Source organism: Simiduia agarivorans SA1 = DSM 21679 (genome assembly GCF_000305785.2).
In the GTDB taxonomy this organism is placed as follows: domain Bacteria; phylum Pseudomonadota; class Gammaproteobacteria; order Pseudomonadales; family Cellvibrionaceae; genus Simiduia; species Simiduia agarivorans.
Window position 1 is genome coordinate 254483 of record NC_018868.3, and the last position, 18486, is coordinate 272968.

Below are 18486 nucleotides of genomic sequence, written 5' to 3' on the forward strand. Positions count from 1 at the left end.
TGTTTCAGGCATCGTCAAAGCCCTCGAACGTATCGCCCTCTAGCAGGTCGATGACGCTGTCGGGATCAAACGGTGTGGTGGAATCATTATCTGGCGCGTTGGGTAGGGTTGCGGTGTCACCAAAGCCCGCCATCGCATCTTCGGGCTCTGCGGCGTATTGCAGCGCCAGTGCCTGCCAGTTTTCTGCATCCAGCTCGTCGAGGTCGCCATCAACGTACTGGATGGCGATGCTGGCGGTATGCTCGTCGATCGCCACAATCTCAAAATGCTGACCGGTTTCGACGTTCAGATACCATTGTCCGGTGCGCGCCAGTATTTTCATCATTGCCACCTCCTCAAACACTATACGCCCACCGGTGATTTTTTACACAATGGGTATCCTTGACAGAAAATTAATGTAAACGTATGTTCGAAAGCTTATATTGACTGCCACGCCTGAACATTCAAGAGACTGTCCATGTCACAACCCGATACCGTAGCCCGCATTCTCGATGCAGCCGAAGCGCTGTTTGCCGAGCGGGGTTTTGCGGAAACATCACTCAGAACCATTACCAGCACCGCCGGTGTCAATCTGGCTGCGGTTAACTACCACTTTGGGTCGAAAAAAGAACTGATTCAGGCGGTTTTCGCCCGCTTTCTCACGCCATTCTGCCAGGAGCTTGAGCGTTCATTGGTCAAGCTGGTTGACCGCAAGGGAACCGAGCTGTCGCCGGAAGATTTGCTCGAATGCCTGTTTTCCACCATATGTGACGGTTCGGAGGAGGGCAGTTATGCCGCCCAGCGCTTTATGCGGTTGTTGGGGCTCGCCTATGCCCAGTCGCAAGGCCATATCCGGCGGTTTATCATTGCCCGTTATGGCGAGCACTATCAGCGATTCACCGGCTTGCTGAAAAAAGCGGCGCCTGAAATCGACCCGGTGACTTTTTACTGGCGATTGTATTTCATGCTGGGGGCCACCATTTTTACCTTGTCGAGTTTTGATTCCATCAGTGGCATCCTGAAAGAAGATTTTGGTCAGGACAGTACCGTACTCGGCACAACCCAAATGATGGTGCCGGCACTGGCCGGTATGTTTACCGTAAAATAATTCAGTATAAGAGATCATTTCATGACGGTTGGTGTTGTCATGCTCGACGTGGCGGGCCTTGCGCTTACGCCGTACGATAAAGCCCTGCTGAAAAATCCTCAGGTTGGCGGCTTGATCCTGTTTTCCCGCAATTACCGCGACCGTGAGCAGCTCATGGCGCTGGTTACCTCAATCCGTGCTTGCAGTCCGGACATTGTGATCGCTGTGGACCATGAGGGTGGGCGCGTGCAGCGGTTTCGCGACGGCTTTACCCGGATTCCCGCTATGCAAAGCTTTTTGCCCGCCTACCGGACGGCGCCGGCAGCGACACTTGCGCGAGTGCGCGATGTGGGCTGGCTGATGGCGAGTGAATTACTGGCGTGCGGGATCGATATCAGTTTCGCACCGGTGCTGGATGTGGATGACCATCACTGTCAGGTCATTGCCGATCGCGCGTTTTCGCCCGACCCCAGTGAGGTGGTTGTGCTGGCAGGAGCGTTTATGGATGGCATGCATGAAGCGGGTATGGCGACCACGGGCAAGCATTTTCCTGGCCATGGCTCTGTAACCGGCGACAGTCATTTGGTCCAGCCGATAGACGACAGGCCCCTGGCACAAGTGACCGCGCATGATTTGATTCCTTTTGCCCGGCTTGCACCAAAGCTGGACGCCGTTATGCCTGCACATATCGTTTTCAGTCAGGTGGATGACCAGCCAGTGGGATTTTCCGCGCATTGGTTAAAAACCGTTTTGCGCGGGCAGTTGAATTTCAATGGGGTCATTTTCAGCGATGACTTGTCAATGGCTGGTGCCGAGAGTGCGGGCAGCTATGCCGCGCGCGCGGATGCCGCGTTGAAGGCGGGCTGTGACATGGTGTTGGTGTGCAACCAGCGCGAGGCGGCGCAGGAAGTGGTGCAGCATTTGTCCGAGCTTGCTCAACCCGGCTCTGAACGTTTGCCTGCGATGCGCGCGCGCAAGCGCTGTCATTGGCAGGATCTTCACGATAATCCACGCTGGCAGCGCATGGCTGCCGAACTTTCACCCGAGACTATGGAAGGCTAGTGGCCATGGAAACGTTTAATCAATGGATCAGGTCCTGGGCCGGGCATGCGGATGCCTGGATGGTGCAGGTGTTTTTTGTTGTGACGGCGACCTTGCTGGTGGCGTATCTGGTGCGCCGGCTGCTGCGCCGTTTGGTTAATCACGCAGGCGCCACTAAAAGCTTGTGGGACGATGCATTATTTTTGTCGGCACAAAAGCCGCTTGAGTGGCTGTTCTGGCTGTTGGGTTTGAGTCTGGCGGCCGAAATTGTTGAGCGGGCGTCCAGCTCAGAAATTCTGGCTTTGGTGGGGCCTGTGCGCGAGGCCGGTCTGATCGTACTGCTCACCTGGTTTGTGGTGTCATTTATCAAACGCGCCGAACAAAACCTCATGAGTCCGGAATTCATGGAGGCGCCCATTGATGAAACCACGGTCATGGCGCTGGGCAAACTGTTGCGTCTTTCCGTCATTATCACTGCCGTGCTGGTGGGCTTGCAGACCTTCGGTTACAGCATTTCCGGTGTGCTCGCGTTTGGTGGTATCGGCGGTATCGCGGTTGGCTTTGCTGCCAAAGATTTGCTGGCGAATTTTTTTGGTGGCTTGATGATTTATCTGGACCGCCCCTTTGCCGTGGGTGACTGGGTGCGTTCGCCGGACAAATCCATCGAAGGCACCGTGGAGCATATCGGCTGGCGCCTGACCCGTATCCGCACATTCGACAAGCGGCCCTTGTATGTGCCCAATTCCGTGTTTACCCAGATTGCGGTGGAAAACCCCTCGCGCATGACCAATCGGCGCATCTACGAGACCATCGGCATCCGTTACGCGGATGCGGCGGCCATGCCCGCCGTGGTGCGTGACGTGGAGGCCATGTTGCGCGCGCATGAGGCCATCGACACCGAGCAAACGCTGATAGTGAACTTCAATGCCTTTGCCAACTCCAGCCTCGACTTCTTTGTTTACACCTTCACCAAAACCACCAACTGGGTTGAGTTTCATCAGATCAAGCAGGATGTGTTGCTGAAAATTCTGGCGATCATTGAGCAGCACGGCGCTGAGTGTGCCTTCCCGACCCGCACGCTGCACATTCAATCGGATGCGGAGCCCGAGGCTAGCCATGCAGGCTGAGGCGGGCTGGGCATTACCCGAAGGCGCGCTATGCCTGCTGGACGCAGATGCCATGCAGCGCCACATTGAGGCTGCTGCACAGGCCCTCAACGCCCGTTTTGCCGGCATCCAGGAGCCGGTGCTGATGCTCGTGGTGATGAATGGCGGGCTATGGTTCGCCGGCCAGCTGCTGGGACGTTTGCACTTTCCGCTGGAGCTCGATTACGTGCACCTGAGCCGGTATCGCGATACCACCCGTGGCAGGGAGCTTGAGTGGCGAACCTTGCCGTCCAAATCACTCACCGGTCGGCGGCTGCTTTTGATTGACGATATTCTCGATCAGGGCGTTACCGCGCAAGCGTTGGTGGAGCACTGCCGGCTCCAGGCCGCCACCGAGACCACGCTGGCCGTGATGTTGGAAAAGCCGGCGTCCTGCCGGTTGGTGAATGTGCAGGCGCAGATTGTGGCCTGTCAGATACCGGATCACTATGTGTTTGGCTGTGGCATGGACCTCAATGGTCTCTTGCGCAACCTGCCCGCGCTTTATTATTTGCCGGAGGCCTGATGCTGGCAGTTATTGGTGGCAGTGGCTGGGAGGCGCTGCCCGGGTTCAATCCGCGTGGGCAGCATCGCCCTGACACTCCCTATGGCGAGATCGCCGGCGACATTGTGGAAGGCGAATTGGCGGGGCGGCCGTTGATGTTTCTGTCCCGGCATGGTCAGGGGCACCGGCTGGCACCTCATCGGATAAACTACCGGGCCAACCTGTGGGCGCTCAAACAACTAGGGGCCAGAGAAATTCTGGCCATTAATGCCGTCGGCGGCATAGGGCCCGATTCTGGCCCGGGCCAGCTGGTATGCCCAGATCAGTTGATTGATTACACCTGGGGCCGGGAGCAGACCTTTTTTGCAGACCCGGTTGAGCATATCGAGTTTGCCGATCCGTTTGATACCGCTTTGCGTCGGCGTCTTTTGCAAGGCGCGAAAGGGGCCGGTATAGCGCTGGTTGACGGCGGCGTGTACGGGTGTACCCAGGGTCCCCGGTTGGAAACCCGGGCTGAAATTGAGCGCCTGCGTCGCGATGGCTGCACGCTGGTGGGGATGACCGCCATGCCAGAGGCCGCGCTCGCGCGGGAACTTGGGCTTGCCTACGTCAGCCTGTGTATCTCGGTCAACTGGGCGGCGGGTTTGTCAGACCTGCCTATCACCATGGACGCGATATTGGCGGTGCTGGCGCAAAGTCGTACGCCGGTTTTAACCCTGATTAGCGCGCTGGCCGCGGCCGGATCGGTGACACCCGAATAAGGTGTCGGAAAAATAGACAAGCTGGCGTTTTTTCTTTACAGTCGGTCAAATATGTCGGATCGATTCGTCAAGTGTTGATCCGCCTGCATTGGGGCAGGTATAGCGGGCGAAAGCCACTGCATAGAAGAGTATTCGGGGTATTGTCCTTTGGGGGTTATACCCGTTTTTTTAGGGATGGCAGTGTCGGTATCACACTGTTCTCTAAAACACGTTCAGGCCTGGGCCTGAACCACTTGGGGCAAGGTCGATCCTGCGTCGACTCGATTACCTTGACCGGCAAGCGTTACACACATAACAATAATGAGGTTTTATCACAATGGCTGATCGCGCAGTCGGTGTTGTTAAATGGTTTAACAATGCCAGGGGCTATGGCTTCATCTCTTTCGGCGAACAACAAGAAGACGTGTTTGTTCACTACCGCAATATCCGTGGCGAAGGTTATCGCTCGCTGGCCGAAGGTCAGAGCGTCGAATTCGATTTGCTCAAAGGCGACAAAGGCTTGCAGGCTGAAGACGTCGTCTGCGTATAAAAAAATACCGGCCAGTGGCCGGTATTTTTTATTGCAAACCTGAGGGCGGTTCGCTCTCGGGTGTTACCTCCAGCGCCGGCTTTTCATACGGCGTAATCAGTACCATTACCCCGATTTTGGGGTGATCGATGTAGTGCACCTCGCCACTGCGCATTCTGCGCGTTTGTTTCAGTGTTGCCAGCTCGCTGATCACAAACGGTTTGGTCAGAATACTTTGGTAGGTGTTGTCGATCGCGACCTGCTGGTTCCACAAATCCTGTCCCTGGCCATTGAATGTCTGACTCGCCATGAAATTGAATGCGCTTTCTTCCTGTTGGGCTTTTTCCAGGTGAGGCTTAACAGGCAAGGGAGGCCAGCCCTGGTCTCCCTGACCGAAGTTTTCGGCGAAGGAGGCCATCCAAAGGTCGGTATCGAAGTGCAGGTAGCGCGATACGCCAACGCCGATTTGTCCGGACAATTCGGTGTCTTGATCAAAACTGTCCCCGCCTTCAACGACAATGGCCTGCGGTGTTTCATTGACTGGTTGTCGCCAGGCCTGATGAAACAGAATCCGTTGCCGGTTGCGCCTCGCCAGTGCGGCGATGGTGTCATTCAGCCCCCGCTCGGCTTCGGGGAGCTGGATGTAAGGTTGGTGTGCCAGAATCTGCGCCAACTCCTGCTCTGAGGGTGCCAGAGGTGCAGTGGGTGCCGATTCCAGCGGCAAGGTCCCATCGACCGTCTGGGCCGGTAATGCCGGCGTCTGTTGCGCTTCGAAATAGGCTTCAGCGGTTTTGAGGTAGCGGGCGCCCGGACGATACGCCAGTGTTACGTCCTTGCGGAATGTTTCTATGCCTGAAACCAATTGACTGTTGGCCGGTTGGGTAAAGATCGCCACTTCTACCTGATACCAGCGCGGCTGGTCTGGTGCCGCTGTCTGGGCCCATGCAACATTGGCGAACAACAGCATTCCGAAGGTGATAACGCGAAAAAAAATCATAGTGTTAAACCAGGTTGGCAAGTAAGGCCTCGGTGGTGGCCAGTCGGATTTCAGTGCTTTCCATATCATGCAGGAATTTCAAACCATTGGCACCGTGCATTTGGTATTTTTGCGGTTGAGTTTGCACCAGCTTGATGATTTTCAACGGGTCGACCTTGGGCTCTTTGTTGAAACTGATTTTGCCCCCGGTGGGGCCCGCCTCGAGTTTTTCGATGCCCATTGCCTCTGCGGTGAGTTTCAGGCCGGTAATGCGGAACAGGTTTTTGACCGGGTCAGGCAAGAGCCCGAAGCGGTCGATCATTTCCACTTGCAGTTCTTTTAACGCGCCTTCATCGGCGGCGTTGGCGATGCGCTTGTACATGATCAGACGGCTGTGCACATCGGGCAGATAGTCGTCGGGGATCAGTGCCGGTATGCGCAGGTTGATTTCTACTGCGCTGCCTAATGGCGCATCGAGGTCAGGGGTTTTACCCGCCTGAATGGCTTTGACCGCGCGATTGAGCATGTCCATGTACATGCTGAAACCGACCGCTTCAATTTGACCGCTTTGCTCGTCGCCGAGCAGTTCGCCGGCGCCGCGGATTTCCATGTCGTGGGTCGCAAGGGTAAAGCCGGCACCCAGGGTGTCGGCCTGAGCGATTGCCTCCAACCGCTTGGTGGCGTCGCTGGTCAGGGTTTTCGGATTGGGGGTCATTAAATAGGCATAGGCCTGATGGTGCGAGCGACCCACGCGCCCACGCAATTGGTGCAACTGCGCAAGCCCGAATTTATCCGCGCGCTCAATGATGATGGTGTTTGCGCTCGGAACATCAATGCCGGTTTCAATGATCGTGGTGGCCACCAGTAAGTTGAACCGTTTGTGGTAAAAGTCTGCCATGACTTTTTCCAGGTCCCGTTCGCGCATTTGTCCATGGCCGATACCGATGCGGGCCTCGGGAACCAATGCCTGCAATTCGCGCGCGGTTTTTTCGATGCTTTTGACTTCGTTGTGCAAATAATACACCTGGCCGCCGCGCAGGAGCTCCCGCAATATGGCCTCTTTGATCAGTGCATCGTCATGCACGCGCACAAAGGTTTTGATGCTCAGGCGTTTGTTCGGCGGCGTGGCGATGATGGACAGGTCGCGAATGCCCGCCATGCTCATGTTCAGCGTGCGGGGAATTGGCGTTGCGGTCAGGGTCAGAATATCCACTTCCGAGCGAATGGATTTCAGTGCTTCTTTTTGACGAACACCAAACCGGTGTTCTTCGTCAATAATCAGAAGACCCAGCGACTGGTAATTGAAGTCGGGCTGCAATAATTTATGGGTGCCGACAATGATGTCCACCTTGCCGTCTTTGAGTTTGTCGGCAATGGCATCAATTTCTTTGCCGGTCTTAAACCGTGAGACCACTTCGATATTTACCGGCCAGTCGGCAAAGCGGTCTTTAAAGCTTTCATAGTGCTGTTGTGCGAGCAGGGTGGTGGGCACCAGCATGGCCACCTGTTTGCCACTTTGCACGGCGATGAATGCGGCGCGCATGGCCACTTCGGTTTTGCCAAAGCCCACGTCGCCGCACACCAGACGGTCCATGGGTGTGGAGGCGAGCATGTCCTTGCGCACGTTGGCAATGGCCTGTTCCTGATCGGGGGTTTCCTCAAACGGAAAGGAGGCTGCAAACGCCTGGTAAGCAGCGCCGGGGTCGGCAAATGCGAAGCCCTTGCGTGCGGCCCGCCGGGCATAGATATCGAGCAGTTCTGCGGCGGTATCGCGGACTTTTTCAGCGGCTTTGCGTTTGGCTTTATCCCAGCTGTCGCTGCCTAATTTGTGCAGTGGTGCCAGGTTGTCATCGGCGCCCGAATAGCGGCTGATCAGGTGCAGGTTCGCAACCGGTACATAGAGTTTGGCGTCGTTGGCGTAGCTGAGCTGTAAAAATTCCTGTGGCTGACCATCGAGGTCCAGCGTAATCAGACCCTGATAACGGCCCACGCCATGATCGATATGAACCACCGGCGCGCCCGGGTTCAATTCGCTCAGGTTTTTGACCGCGAGCTCATTTTCCTGTGTGACCCGCCGGCGCCGGCGCTGCTGAACCCGCTCACCGAACAATTGGTTTTCGGTGATGATTTGTACCGCTGGCGTGCTCAGCGCCAGGCCCTGGTCGAGGCCGGCGATGGCAATGCAGGGTGAATTTTCGGCCGCGATAAAATCGGACCAACCGTTGACGGCAGTAGGTTTTATGCCTGCTTTCGCCAACATTTCCAATAAGATTTCCCGGCGGCCGGCGCTATCGACTGTAAACAGGGTTTTGCGGTCCGAGCGCAACAGATCCAGCAGCGCCTGCAATGGCTGGTCTGCTTTGGCGTCCACCGGCGCTTGGGGTGGCGTCAGGGCCGGAATGACGGGAGCATCATCATTGAGTTCGGTGCGTGGCAGGCTGTTGATATGTTCGAACAGCTCGTTGACCGGCACAAATACTTTGGCCGGTGGCAGCAGGGGGCGCTCGGGGTCCACGCGCCGGCTTTCATAGCGGTTGCTGGCTTCAGTCCAGAACCGGTCAGCCTTTGGAATCAGGTTGTCGTAGGTAAGGACACGGCTGTTCTCGGGCAGGTAGTCGAACAGGGTGGCGCACTGGTCAAAGAACAGGGGCAGATAATATTCGATACCGGCCGGTGCAATGCCATCGCAAATATCCTGGTAAACGGGACAGGCTTTGTGGTCCACATCAAAGGCGTCATGCCAGCGCAAACGGAAGTCGCTGATGGCGGCTTTGGTGAGCGGAAATTCCCGCGCAGGCAACAACTCGATGCTGTCTATCTGTTCCAGTGTGCGCTGGGTATCGGGGTCAAAACTGCGCAGGCTTTCGATTTCATCATCGAACAGGTCGATGCGCAGTGGCCAGTCGCTGCCCGCCGGGTAGATATCCAGCAGTGCCCCGCGAACGGCAAATTCGCCGTGTTCATACACAGTGTCTACCCGGTGGTAGCCGTTGGCCTCCAGCACCCGGGCCTGAGCATTGAGATCGAATGTCTGGCCTTTGTTGAGCACCAGGCTGTGGCCCGCCACAAATTGCTGAGGCGGCAGTCGGCACATCAGGGTGGTGAGCGGGGCCACCAGAATGCCCTTGCGGGTAGTCGGCAACCGGTACAGCGCTTTGATCCGCTCGGAAATAATGTCCTGGTGAGGGCTGAACGTATCGTAGGGCAGGGTTTCCCAGTCCGGCAGGGTCAGTATCGGCGTGCTATCGCCACAGAAGAACCGCAATTCATCCTGCAGTGCCAGGGAACTGGCAGTATCGGGTGTGATGACCAGCAGCAGGCCGTCGAAAGCCCGGGTGGCCTGGCTGACGGCGAGAGCGACTGCGGCACCGGGCAGCTTGCCCCAGCGCTGATTGAATTTGGGTTTGTTTGAGAGAGGCGGAGATAGCTGGCCCAGGGGCTCTGTAAGATCCATGCTGCCTTGTCTGGTGGTCCAAAAAGCCGGCTATTGTAGCGTCTGGCGCCGGCTTTGGCAGCAGGCGTGAAAAAATAGTAAAAATTGTAACTAAACGGCCGTTTGAATCTTGCTCAATGGGCGTGCAACCGCGATAATGGCGGCCTCTGTCACATTTCGGTGGTAGGGGTTAAAAGAATGACGGAACCCGCCAAAAGAGCAGGTACAACGGTATGGCGTCGACCATACTGAAACTTTCTTTTACTTTAAAAGGTGCATATCTGTGAATCGTCCTAAGCCCGTAGACTTCTTCAAGGACTGGAAAGAGCGCGAAGCGCTAGCCGAAGCCATGATTCCCATGGTGGGTAAGCTCAATCGTGAGCAAAACGTCAGCGTCTATATATACGGCCGCTCGTTGGTGAACAGCTCCGTCATTGACATCATGAAAACCCACCGCTTTGTTCGCCAGGTTGAGGCTAACGAACTGTCCGAGTTCGAGACCTTCCCGGTGCTGCAGGCGATTGCCGAGCTGGATCTGGGGCGTGCCCATATCGACATCGGCCAGATTACCGTCAAATACATGAAGGACTCGCGCGGTCTTTCGGTGAAAGATTTCGTCAAGCAGGAGTTGTCGAGCGCGATCGGCTCCGAATTCAAGCCGCTGCCGCAGCCCCAGGACGTGGTGCTTTACGGCTTTGGTCGTATTGGTCGCCTGGTGGCTCGCCTGCTGATCGAAAAGGCGGGCAGTGGTGACGTATTGCGCCTGCGAGCGATTGTGGTGCGCAAAAGCAAGTTGGACAACGACCTCGAGAAGCGCGCCTGCCTGTTGCGCCGCGACTCGGTCCATGGCCAGTTCAAGGGCACTATCCGGGTCGATGAAGAGACCCAGAGCCTGATCTGCAATGGCAACGTGGTTAAGGTGATTTACGCCGATAACCCGGCAGAAATCGACTACACCGCCTACGGCATCAACAATGCCACCATCGTGGACAACACCGGTGTCTGGCGCGACGAGGCCGGTCTTGGTCAGCACCTCAAATCCAAAGGTGTTGCCAAAGTGATGCTGACGGCGCCGGGTAAAGGCGATATCAAAAATATCGTTTACGGTATCAACAACAAAGATATCACTGCCGACGATGCCATTGTGTCTGCCGCTTCCTGTACCACCAATGCCATTGTGCCGGTGTTGAAAGCGGTCATGGACAAGTTTGGCGTACAGCATGGCCACGTGGAAACCGTGCATTCCTACACCAACGACCAGAACCTGATCGATAACTTCCACAAGGGCGAGCGGCGTGGACGCAGTGCGCCGTTGAACATGGTGCTGACCGAAACTGGTGCCGCCAAGGCAGTCGCTAAGGCCCTGCCGAGCCTGGCCGGCAAGCTGACCGGCAATGCGATCCGGGTACCTACACCCAATGTATCTATGGCGATCCTGAACCTGGTGCTGGATAAGGAAACCACCAAGGAAGAGCTGAACGACTACATGCGTGAAGTGGCATTACACTCGCCTCTGCAGCAGCAGATTGACTTCACCAACTCGACCGAGGTGGTGTCGTCGGATTTCGTGGGTTCGCGTCACGCCTGTGTATTCGACAGTGTGGCCACCATTGCTGATGGCAACAACGTAGTGCTCTACTGCTGGTATGACAATGAATTCGGCTACAGCTGCCAGGTAGTGCGCTGTCTGGAAGACATGGCCGGTGTCAAATACGACATGTATCCCAAGCTCTGATTGAGCTGAGTGAGACCGAAGCCCGCGCAAGCGGGCTTTTTTATTGGGTTGGGATGGTTTTGGTTAAAAACTGGTCAAATTGCCGGCGTGGCCCGTAAGGAGTTGAGCGCAAACGTTTTTTTACCCCAATTATGCCCAGTTTCCGGGCGTGATGACTGGCAAGTATCAGACCGCCTCTTTATAATGCCGCCGTTTATCTACCGGCCAATGCGTTTTTGGGGCTTTCGTCTAAACTACAACGGGATTTGTAGCTCAAAAAACACCCAGATCTGGTGTGCACGACGAAGCGACGCAAAGGACAGAAGTATTTATGAGGGCCCGGTGATCCGGGCTTTCACGCAGATTTCGAACGAAAACGTACTTTTAACCACTACTTATAAACTACCAAGTAACTAGGCAGGACGTATGATCAAGATCCGTCGGGGATTGGATTTACCTATATCCGGTGCTCCCGAGCAGACTATTCATGACGCCCCTAAAGCCAGGTCTGTTGCAGTGATTGGCGTGGATTACCACGGCATGAAACCGACCATGGCGGTAAAGGAGGGCGACAAGGTCAAGCTTGGGCAGCTGCTGTTTACTGACAAAAAGACTGAAGGTGTGCGTTACACGGCACCGGCAGCGGGTACCGTGGCCGCGATTAATCGCGGTGAGCGCCGCATGCTGCAGTCCGTTGTCATCGACGTGGAAGGCGATGAGGCTGAGCAATTTGCCAGCTACCCGGCTTCCGAGCTCGCCAGTCTGTCGGCTGAAAAAGTCGAAGAAAATCTGGTGGCCTCCGGCCTCTGGACCGCGCTGCGAACGCGACCTTATTCCAAGGTGCCCGCGCTCGGCAGCCGTCCCAAGGCGATCTTCGTGACCGCCATGGATACCAATCCGTGTGCCGCCGATGCCGCGCTGATCATTGCAGAACAGTCCGAGGCCTTCAATCAGGGGCTGGTGCTGCTGTCCCGTCTGACCGACGGCAACGTGAATGTCTGTAAAGCCGTTGGCGCCAATGTGGCCGTAAACAACGCTGACCGTATCGTTGTCCACGAGTTTGGCGGCGTGCATCCGGCGGGCAACGCCGGCACCCACATTCATTTCATCGACCCTGCCAGCGTCAACAAAACCCTGTGGAGCATTGGCTACCAGGACGTGATCGCCATTGGCAAGTTGTTTGAAACCGGCACCCTGTACACCGATCGCGTGGTGGCGTTGGCTGGCCCACAAGTCCAGCAGCCCCGTCTGGTGCGTACCCGTCTGGGCGCGAACCTGGACGAGTTGACCGCCGGTCAGCTGAAAGAGGGTGAAAACCGGGTGGTATCTGGCTCTGTATTCGGCGGGCGCACCGCGCGTGGTGCCTACGCCTACCTCGGCCGTTACCACCAGCAGGTCACCGTATTGCTGGAAGGTCGCGATCGGCCTTTCCTGCATTACCTGCGCGCCGGTTTCAACCTTTTCTCGACTACCGGTATCTACATCTCCAAGTTGCTGGGCGGCGGTAAGAAGTACGACTTCACTACCACCACCTCGGGCAGTGAGCGTGCCATGGTGCCCATCGGCACCTACGAACGCATCATGCCTCTGGATATTCTTCCGACGCAGCTGCTGCGCGCCATAATCGTGGGCGACACAGACACTGCGCAGAAACTGGGCGCTCTGGAATTGGATGAAGAAGATCTGGCGCTGTGTACTTATGTTTGCCCCGGCAAATACGAGTACGGCCCGATCCTTCGCGACAACCTGACCCGCATTGAGAAGGAGGGCTAAGGTGAAAGCATTACGCAACTGGTTCGACAGCCTCGAGCCTCACTTCCACAAGGGTGGCAAGTACGAAAACTGGTACGCCCTTTACGAAGCCATTGACACCGGTTTGTTCCGTCCTTCTGACGTGACCAAGACCACTTCACATGTGCGCGACGGTATCGACCTGAAGCGCATCATGATCACTGTGTGGGCCTGTACTTTCCCCGCCATGTTCTACGGTATGTACAACCTCGGTTTCCAGGCCAACACGGCCATGGCAGACCTGGGCATTGCCGCCGTTGAAGGCTGGCGCGGTGGCCTGATCGAGTTGTTTGCCGGCTACGATGCCGCCAGCATTTGGGACAACCTGATCCACGGCGCGGCGTATTTCCTGCCCATCTACATGACCGTGTTCGTGGTCGGTGGTTTCTGGGAAGTGTTGTTCGCCATGAAGCGCGGCCATGAAGTGAACGAAGGTTTCTTCGTAACCTCCATTCTGTTCGCCCTGATTTGCCCACCAGATATCCCTCTCTGGATGGCGGCGTTGGGTATTTCCTTTGGTGTGGTGATTGCCAAGGAAGTGTTCGGCGGTACCGGCAAAAACTTCCTTAACCCCGCACTGGCGGGTCGCGCGTTCCTGTTCTTTGCCTACCCGGCCGAGTTGTCCGGTGATCAGGTATGGACTGCAGTGGATGGCTTCTCCGGTGCCACCGCACTGTCTGTCGCTTACACCGACGGCATGTCAGCGCTGACCAGTCAGATGACCTGGCTCGATGCCTTCTTCGGCAAGATGCAGGGCTCAATTGGTGAAGTGTCGACATTGGCCATCCTGCTGGGTGGTGTAGTGCTCGTCGCCTGCAAGATTGCTTCGCTGCGTATCATTATCGGTGTCATGGCGGGCATGATGGCAACGTCCTTCCTGTTCAATGTGACCGGCAACCCCGAGACCAACCCAATGATGGCCATGCCCTGGTACTGGCACCTGGTCGTCGGTGGTTTTGCTTTCGGCATGATTTTCATGGCAACCGACCCCGTGTCTGCAGCCATGACCGAAACCGGCAAATTGTGGTTCGGTGCGCTGATCGGTTTCATGGTGGTTGTGATCCGTGTTGTGAACCCTGCCTTCCCGGAAGGCATGATGTTGGCCATTCTGTTTGCCAACCTGTTTGCGCCGCTGATCGACCACTTTGTTGTTCAGGCTAACATCAAGCGGAGGTTGGCACGTGGCTAATAACGATACAATCAAGAAGACAGTTATTGTTGCCTTGTCCCTGTGTATTGTGTGCTCCGTTGTGGTGTCTACCGCGGCGGTCATGCTCAAGCCCATGCAGGTAGCCAACAAGGCGCTGGATTTCAAACGCAACATTCTGTTGGCCGCCGGCCTGATGGAAGAAGGTAAGTCGGTTGATGAGCTGTTCAAGCAAGTGAACACCCGTCTGGTTGACCTCAACACCGGTAAATTTACCGATGCGGTCAATGTCGACACTTACGATCAGCGTAAAGCTTCAAAAGACCCTAAGCAGTCTGAGAAGCTGTCCGCAGATACCGACATAGCCAAAATCGGCAGCCGTGAAAATATCGCCAAAGTTTACCTGGTGGAAAAAGACGGCCAGCTCGACAAGGTTATTCTGCCGATTAAAGGCTACGGCCTCTGGTCTACCCTGTACGGCTTTATCGCACTGGAAGCAGACCTGAACACGGTTGTTGGCTTGGGCTTTTACGAACACGCTGAAACCCCCGGCCTGGGTGGTGAAGTGGACAATCCCAAGTGGAAAGCACTGTGGGTTGGCAAAGAAGTCTATGACAACGGTGACGTAGCGCTTGATGTGATCAAGGGCCAGGCACCTGCAGGCGACGCGCACAAAGTAGACGGTATTTCCGGTGCTACCTTGACCAGCCGCGGCGTGGGCAATCTGGTGCAATTCTGGATGGGCGAAAATGGTTACGCCAGTTTCCTCACTCACCTGAAAAACGGGGAGGCTTAATTCATGAAGACTAAAGAGCTTCTGTTTAAACCGGTCATCGAGAACAACCCCATCGCACTGCAGATTCTGGGTATTTGTTCCGCGCTGGCAGTGACCACGTCGCTGAAAGTAACGCTGGTAATGTGTGTGGCCCTGACGCTGGTAACGGCGTTCTCCAACCTGTTTGTGGCGCTGGTGCGCAACCACATTCCCAACAACATCCGTATCATCGTGCAGATGACGATTATTGCCTCGCTGGTAATTGTGGTAGACCAGATCCTGAAGGCCGTGGCTTACGACATCAGTAAGCAGCTGTCGGTATTCGTGGGTCTGATCATTACCAACTGTATCGTGATGGGGCGTGCCGAAGCCTTCGCCATGAAGAATCCGCCACTGCCCAGTTTTCTGGACGGTATCGGTAACGGGCTTGGCTACTCTGCATTGCTGATTGTGTTGGGTGTGATCCGGGAGTTGTTTGGCGCGGGCTCATTGCTCGGCTACAAACTGCTGCCGCTGGCTACCGAAGGTGGTTGGTATATTTCTAACGGCATGCTGCTGTTGGCACCTTCTGCATTCTTCCTGATCGGTTTGATCATCTGGGCAATTCGCGCTTACAAGCCTAACCAGGTTGAAGAAGAAGAGTTCAAAATCTGCCCTAACACCAAAGCGCAGGAGGCTTAATCGATGGAAGCATTATTGGGTTTATTCGTTAAGTCGATCTTTATCCAGAACATGGCGTTGGCCTTCTTCCTGGGTATGTGTACCTTTTTGGCAATTTCCAAAAAGATTGAAGCTGCCTTTGGTCTGGGCGTGGCAGTTGTTGTGGTGCTGGGTATTACCGTGCCCGTCAACAACCTGCTTTACACCTACCTGTTAAAAGACGGTGCGTTGGTGTGGCTGGGTCCACAATTTGCCAGCGTTGATCTGAGTTTTCTGGGTCTGATTACCTACATCGGCGTGATCGCCGCCATGGTACAGATTCTGGAAATGCTGTTGGATAAATACGTGCCGGCGTTGTACAACGCGTTGGGCGTGTTCCTGCCGCTGATCACCGTTAACTGTGCCATCATGGGTGCATCACTGTTCATGGTAGAGCGCGATTACAACCTGGTGGAGTCGACCGTTTTCGGTATTGGTTCCGGTATTGGTTGGGCGCTGGCGATTACCGCATTGGCGGGTATTCGCGAAAAAATGAAATACAGCGATGTGCCAGAGGGCCTGCGTGGCCTTGGCATTACCTTTATCACCGTTGGTCTGATGTCGCTTGGCTTTATGTCATTCGGCGGCATCGACCTGTAAGCGAGGTAAGGACTACAGATGGACATTACAATTATCGCTGGCGTAGTCATGTTTACAGTTATCGTGCTGTTGCTCGTAGCTGTGATCCTGAGCGCTCGCGCAAAACTGGTTAACTCGGGCGATGTGACCATCATCGTTAACGACGAAAAAACCATTACCGTGCCCGCGGGTGGCAAATTGCTGCAAACCCTGGCAGGCAGCGGGCTGTTTTTGCCCAGTGCCTGTGGTGGCGGTGGTAGCTGTGCCCAGTGCAAGTGCATTGTGAATGAGGGCGGCGGCGAAATGCTGCCCACGGAAGAATCCCACTTTACCAAGCGCGAAGCCAAAGAAGGCTGGCGCTTGTCCTGCCAGACGCCCGTCAAACAAGACATGAAAGTGCATGTTGAGGAAGACGTATTCGGTGTTAAGCAGTGGGAGTGTGTGGTTGAATCCAACCCCAACGTGGCCACCTTCATTAAAGAGCTGACGCTGCGTCTGCCCGAGGGCGAGAACGTGGACTTCCGCGCTGGTGGTTACGTTCAGCTGGAAGCGCCACCCCACCACGTAAAATTCAAGGACTTCGATATTGAAGAGAAGTTCCGTGGTGACTGGGAACACTTTGGCTTCTTTAACCTTGAGTCCAAGGTAACTGAGCCGGTGATCCGCGCATACTCCATGGCTAACTACCCCGAAGAAAAGGGCATTGTGAAGTTCAATATCCGTATTGCAACCCCACCGCCACGCACGCAGGGTTTGCCGCCAGGTCAGATGTCGTCTTATGTGTTCAGTCTGAAGCCCGGCGACAAGATTACCGTGTACGGTCCCTTCGGTGAGTTCTTCGCCAAAGAAACCGATGCCGAAATGATCTTTGTTGGTGGTGGTGCGGGTATGGCGCCCATGCGGTCGCATATTTTTGACCAGCTGCGCCGTCTTAAATCCAAGCGTAAAATCAGTTTCTGGTACGGTGCCCGTTCATTGCGCGAGCTCTTCTATAAAGAAGACTACGACATGCTGGCCGCGGAGAACGATAACTTTACCTGGAACATCGCGCTGTCCGACCCGCAGCCGGAAGATAACTGGAATGGGCTGACCGGCTTTATCCATAACGTATTGTACGAGCAGTATCTGAAGGACCATCCGGCGCCGGAAGATTGCGAGTTTTATATGTGTGGCCCGCCCATGATGAACGCGGCGGTGATCAAGATGCTGAAAGATCTGGGCGTAGAGGATGAAAATATCCTGCTCGACGACTTTGGTGGCTGATTTGATTGCAACGTGTTACACAAAAGCGAGGGCGCTTCGGCGCACCTCGTTTTTGCTTTTTGGGCTCTGCATTTTTCTGCTGGGCTGCAGCGATACGGTATCGGTTCTGCCGCACGTCAAGGTCGCCGGACAGACCATGGGTACCCAGTACCATGTTACGCTGGTGGCCGAGACGGATGCGGATGCACTGAAAGCGGCGTTTGACAAGCGCCTTGCGGAGATCAACAAGGTCATGTCTACCTACGATCCCGAATCGGAGCTTATGCAAATCAATCGCGCGCCAGTGGCACAACCCTTACCTATCTCCGACGATCTGGCCGCGGTGTTAGCGCTCAGTTTGCAGATATATTCGCAAACCGCCGGTGGATTTGATGTCACCGTAGGCCCGTTGGTGAATCGCTGGGGCTTTGGCCCTGTAGAGGCCAAGGGCAAGCCCGATGAGGCTGAGGTGGCAACGTTGCTGGCATCGGTCGGCAGCGATGCCTTGACGCTTGAACAGGCTGACAGCGGATGGCAACTGGTCAAACACAAACCGGTATTCATCGACTTGTCTGCCATCGCCAAGGGGTGGGCGGTTGATGAGCTGGCCGGGATGCTGGTCGCGCGTGGTTACCAGGATTTTCTGGTGGAAATTGGCGGTGAGCTCCGGGTATCCGGCAAAAACGCGCGTGGCGCCAACTGGTCTATTGCGGTAGAACGACCCAGCCTGGCCCAGGGTGGCGTGCAGGCAGCCATCGGTGTCAGTAATCTGGCGGTGGCCACCTCCGGCAGTTACCGGAACTATCAGATGTATAATGGTGTTCAGTATTCGCACACCATTGATCCATCAACCGGGCAACCCGTGACCCACAATATGGTGTCGATCACTGTGCTGGCGGACACCTGCGCCGAGGCCGATGCGCTGGCAACCGGTTTTAATGTGATGGGGCCTGAGGCAGCGCTGGCCGAAGCCGAGGCCAGAGGCCTGGCAGTATTTATATTGGTGGATGAGGGCGGAGAGATCCGTGAATTGTCATCCAGTCATTTTTTGCCTTACCTGTCTCAGCACTGAGCAGGCGGGCTTTCGACTAAAGAGGTAATTAC

Annotated in this window: 17 protein-coding genes; 14 read left to right on the top strand and 3 right to left on the bottom strand. The window is 55.7% G+C overall.

All coding sequences use genetic code 11. The features are described 5' to 3' along the window. Nucleotides 1-4 precede the first annotated feature (4 nt). A complete protein-coding gene (locus M5M_RS19240; RefSeq protein ID WP_015045637.1) occupies nt 5-325 on the bottom strand; it encodes a DUF6763 family protein in 321 nt (106 codons plus the stop codon). Between the two features lie 132 nt (nt 326-457). Here M5M_RS19240 and M5M_RS01175 point away from each other — a divergent pair, with 132 nt between their 5' ends. From M5M_RS01175 to M5M_RS01200, 6 genes are all read left to right on the top strand, one after another. Then, a complete protein-coding gene (locus M5M_RS01175) occupies nt 458-1087 on the top strand; it encodes a TetR/AcrR family transcriptional regulator (RefSeq protein WP_015045638.1) in 630 nt (209 codons plus the stop codon). 21 nt (nt 1088-1108) lie between these two features. Further along, entirely contained in the window at nt 1109-2128 is a 1020-nt protein-coding gene (gene nagZ, locus M5M_RS01180) for a beta-N-acetylhexosaminidase (protein WP_015045639.1), read from the top strand. A 5-nt stretch (nt 2129-2133) separates the two neighbouring features. Then, nucleotides 2134-3234, top strand: coding sequence for a mechanosensitive ion channel family protein (locus tag M5M_RS01185; RefSeq protein ID WP_015045640.1), 1101 nt, complete (start codon nt 2134-2136; stop codon nt 3232-3234). Further along, nucleotides 3224-3778 (top strand): hypoxanthine-guanine phosphoribosyltransferase, encoded by a 555-nt coding sequence (locus M5M_RS01190; RefSeq protein ID WP_015045641.1) that lies wholly within the window; start codon nt 3224-3226, stop codon nt 3776-3778. The genes M5M_RS01185 and M5M_RS01190 overlap by 11 nt, the downstream gene beginning before the upstream one ends. Then, nucleotides 3778-4518 carry an S-methyl-5'-thioinosine phosphorylase gene (locus tag M5M_RS01195; RefSeq protein ID WP_015045642.1) on the top strand — a complete coding sequence of 247 codons (741 nt, stop codon included), beginning with the start codon at nt 3778-3780 and terminating at the stop codon, nt 4516-4518. The genes M5M_RS01190 and M5M_RS01195 overlap by 1 nt, the downstream gene beginning before the upstream one ends. 316 nt (nt 4519-4834) lie before the next feature. Further along, entirely contained in the window at nt 4835-5047 is a 213-nt protein-coding gene (locus tag M5M_RS01200) for a cold-shock protein (RefSeq protein ID WP_015045643.1), read from the top strand. A 28-nt stretch (nt 5048-5075) separates the two neighbouring features. Here the strand turns inward: M5M_RS01200 and M5M_RS01205 are convergent, their stop codons facing one another. Together M5M_RS01205 and mfd are read right to left on the bottom strand one after the other, a co-directional pair. Then, nucleotides 5076-6023 (bottom strand): CsiV family protein, encoded by a 948-nt coding sequence (locus tag M5M_RS01205; protein WP_015045644.1) that lies wholly within the window; start codon nt 6021-6023, stop codon nt 5076-5078. Between the two features lie 4 nt (nt 6024-6027). After that, nucleotides 6028-9456: a transcription-repair coupling factor gene (gene mfd, locus M5M_RS01210; protein WP_015045645.1), complete on the bottom strand. Its 3429-nt coding sequence runs from the start codon at nt 9454-9456 to the stop codon at nt 6028-6030. 262 nt (nt 9457-9718) lie between these two features. Between mfd and M5M_RS01215 the strand changes: the two genes are divergently transcribed. The 8 genes from M5M_RS01215 to M5M_RS01250 all read left to right on the top strand — a co-directional run bounded on the left by M5M_RS01215 (nt 9719) and on the right by M5M_RS01250 (nt 18454). After that, nucleotides 9719-11170 carry a glyceraldehyde-3-phosphate dehydrogenase gene (locus tag M5M_RS01215; RefSeq protein WP_016389148.1) on the top strand — a complete coding sequence of 484 codons (1452 nt, stop codon included), beginning with the start codon at nt 9719-9721 and terminating at the stop codon, nt 11168-11170. 405 nt (nt 11171-11575) lie between these two features. Continuing rightward, nucleotides 11576-12922 carry a Na(+)-translocating NADH-quinone reductase subunit A gene (locus tag M5M_RS01220; RefSeq protein WP_015045647.1) on the top strand — a complete coding sequence of 449 codons (1347 nt, stop codon included), beginning with the start codon at nt 11576-11578 and terminating at the stop codon, nt 12920-12922. Between the two features lies 1 nt (nt 12923). Beyond that, nucleotides 12924-14129 carry an NADH:ubiquinone reductase (Na(+)-transporting) subunit B gene (locus tag M5M_RS01225; protein WP_015045648.1) on the top strand — a complete coding sequence of 402 codons (1206 nt, stop codon included), beginning with the start codon at nt 12924-12926 and terminating at the stop codon, nt 14127-14129. Beyond that, nucleotides 14122-14883: a Na(+)-translocating NADH-quinone reductase subunit C gene (locus M5M_RS01230; protein WP_015045649.1), complete on the top strand. Its 762-nt coding sequence runs from the start codon at nt 14122-14124 to the stop codon at nt 14881-14883. The genes M5M_RS01225 and M5M_RS01230 overlap by 8 nt, the downstream gene beginning before the upstream one ends. A gap of 3 nt (nt 14884-14886) precedes the next feature. After that, a complete protein-coding gene (locus M5M_RS01235) occupies nt 14887-15543 on the top strand; it encodes an NADH:ubiquinone reductase (Na(+)-transporting) subunit D (protein WP_015045650.1) in 657 nt (218 codons plus the stop codon). A gap of 3 nt (nt 15544-15546) precedes the next feature. Next, entirely contained in the window at nt 15547-16161 is a 615-nt protein-coding gene (gene nqrE / locus M5M_RS01240; RefSeq protein ID WP_015045651.1) for an NADH:ubiquinone reductase (Na(+)-transporting) subunit E, read from the top strand. A gap of 18 nt (nt 16162-16179) precedes the next feature. Continuing rightward, on the top strand, nt 16180-17403 hold the full coding sequence (nqrF, locus tag M5M_RS01245) for an NADH:ubiquinone reductase (Na(+)-transporting) subunit F (protein WP_016389149.1): 1224 nt from the start codon (nt 16180-16182) through the stop codon (nt 17401-17403). Between the two features lie 136 nt (nt 17404-17539). Next, nucleotides 17540-18454: an FAD:protein FMN transferase gene (locus M5M_RS01250; RefSeq protein WP_162141164.1), complete on the top strand. Its 915-nt coding sequence runs from the start codon at nt 17540-17542 to the stop codon at nt 18452-18454. Nucleotides 18455-18486: the final 32 nt, after the last annotated feature.

Bases quoted from the DNA above. Each gene is read 5' to 3' on its own strand.
- nagZ (WP_015045639.1), top strand. From the start codon at position 1,109: ATGACGGTTGGTGTTGTCATGCTCGACGTGGCGGGCCTTGCGCTTACG.
- nqrE (WP_015045651.1), top strand. From the start codon at position 15,547: ATGGAAGCATTATTGGGTTTATTCGTTAAGTCGATCTTTATCCAGAAC.
- M5M_RS01200 (WP_015045643.1), top strand. From the start codon at position 4,835: ATGGCTGATCGCGCAGTCGGTGTTGTTAAATGGTTTAACAATGCCAGG.
- nqrF (WP_016389149.1), top strand. From the start codon at position 16,180: ATGGACATTACAATTATCGCTGGCGTAGTCATGTTTACAGTTATCGTG.
- M5M_RS01220 (WP_015045647.1), top strand. From the start codon at position 11,576: ATGATCAAGATCCGTCGGGGATTGGATTTACCTATATCCGGTGCTCCC.
- M5M_RS01205 (WP_015045644.1), bottom strand. From the start codon at position 6,023: ATGATTTTTTTTCGCGTTATCACCTTCGGAATGCTGTTGTTCGCCAAT.
- M5M_RS01175 (WP_015045638.1), top strand. From the start codon at position 458: ATGTCACAACCCGATACCGTAGCCCGCATTCTCGATGCAGCCGAAGCG.
- M5M_RS01250 (WP_162141164.1), top strand. From the start codon at position 17,540: ATGGGTACCCAGTACCATGTTACGCTGGTGGCCGAGACGGATGCGGAT.
- M5M_RS01185 (WP_015045640.1), top strand. From the start codon at position 2,134: ATGGAAACGTTTAATCAATGGATCAGGTCCTGGGCCGGGCATGCGGAT.
- mfd (WP_015045645.1), bottom strand. From the start codon at position 9,456: ATGGATCTTACAGAGCCCCTGGGCCAGCTATCTCCGCCTCTCTCAAAC.
- M5M_RS01235 (WP_015045650.1), top strand. From the start codon at position 14,887: ATGAAGACTAAAGAGCTTCTGTTTAAACCGGTCATCGAGAACAACCCC.
- M5M_RS01190 (WP_015045641.1), top strand. From the start codon at position 3,224: ATGCAGGCTGAGGCGGGCTGGGCATTACCCGAAGGCGCGCTATGCCTG.
- M5M_RS19240 (WP_015045637.1), bottom strand. From the start codon at position 325: ATGATGAAAATACTGGCGCGCACCGGACAATGGTATCTGAACGTCGAA.
- M5M_RS01195 (WP_015045642.1), top strand. From the start codon at position 3,778: ATGCTGGCAGTTATTGGTGGCAGTGGCTGGGAGGCGCTGCCCGGGTTC.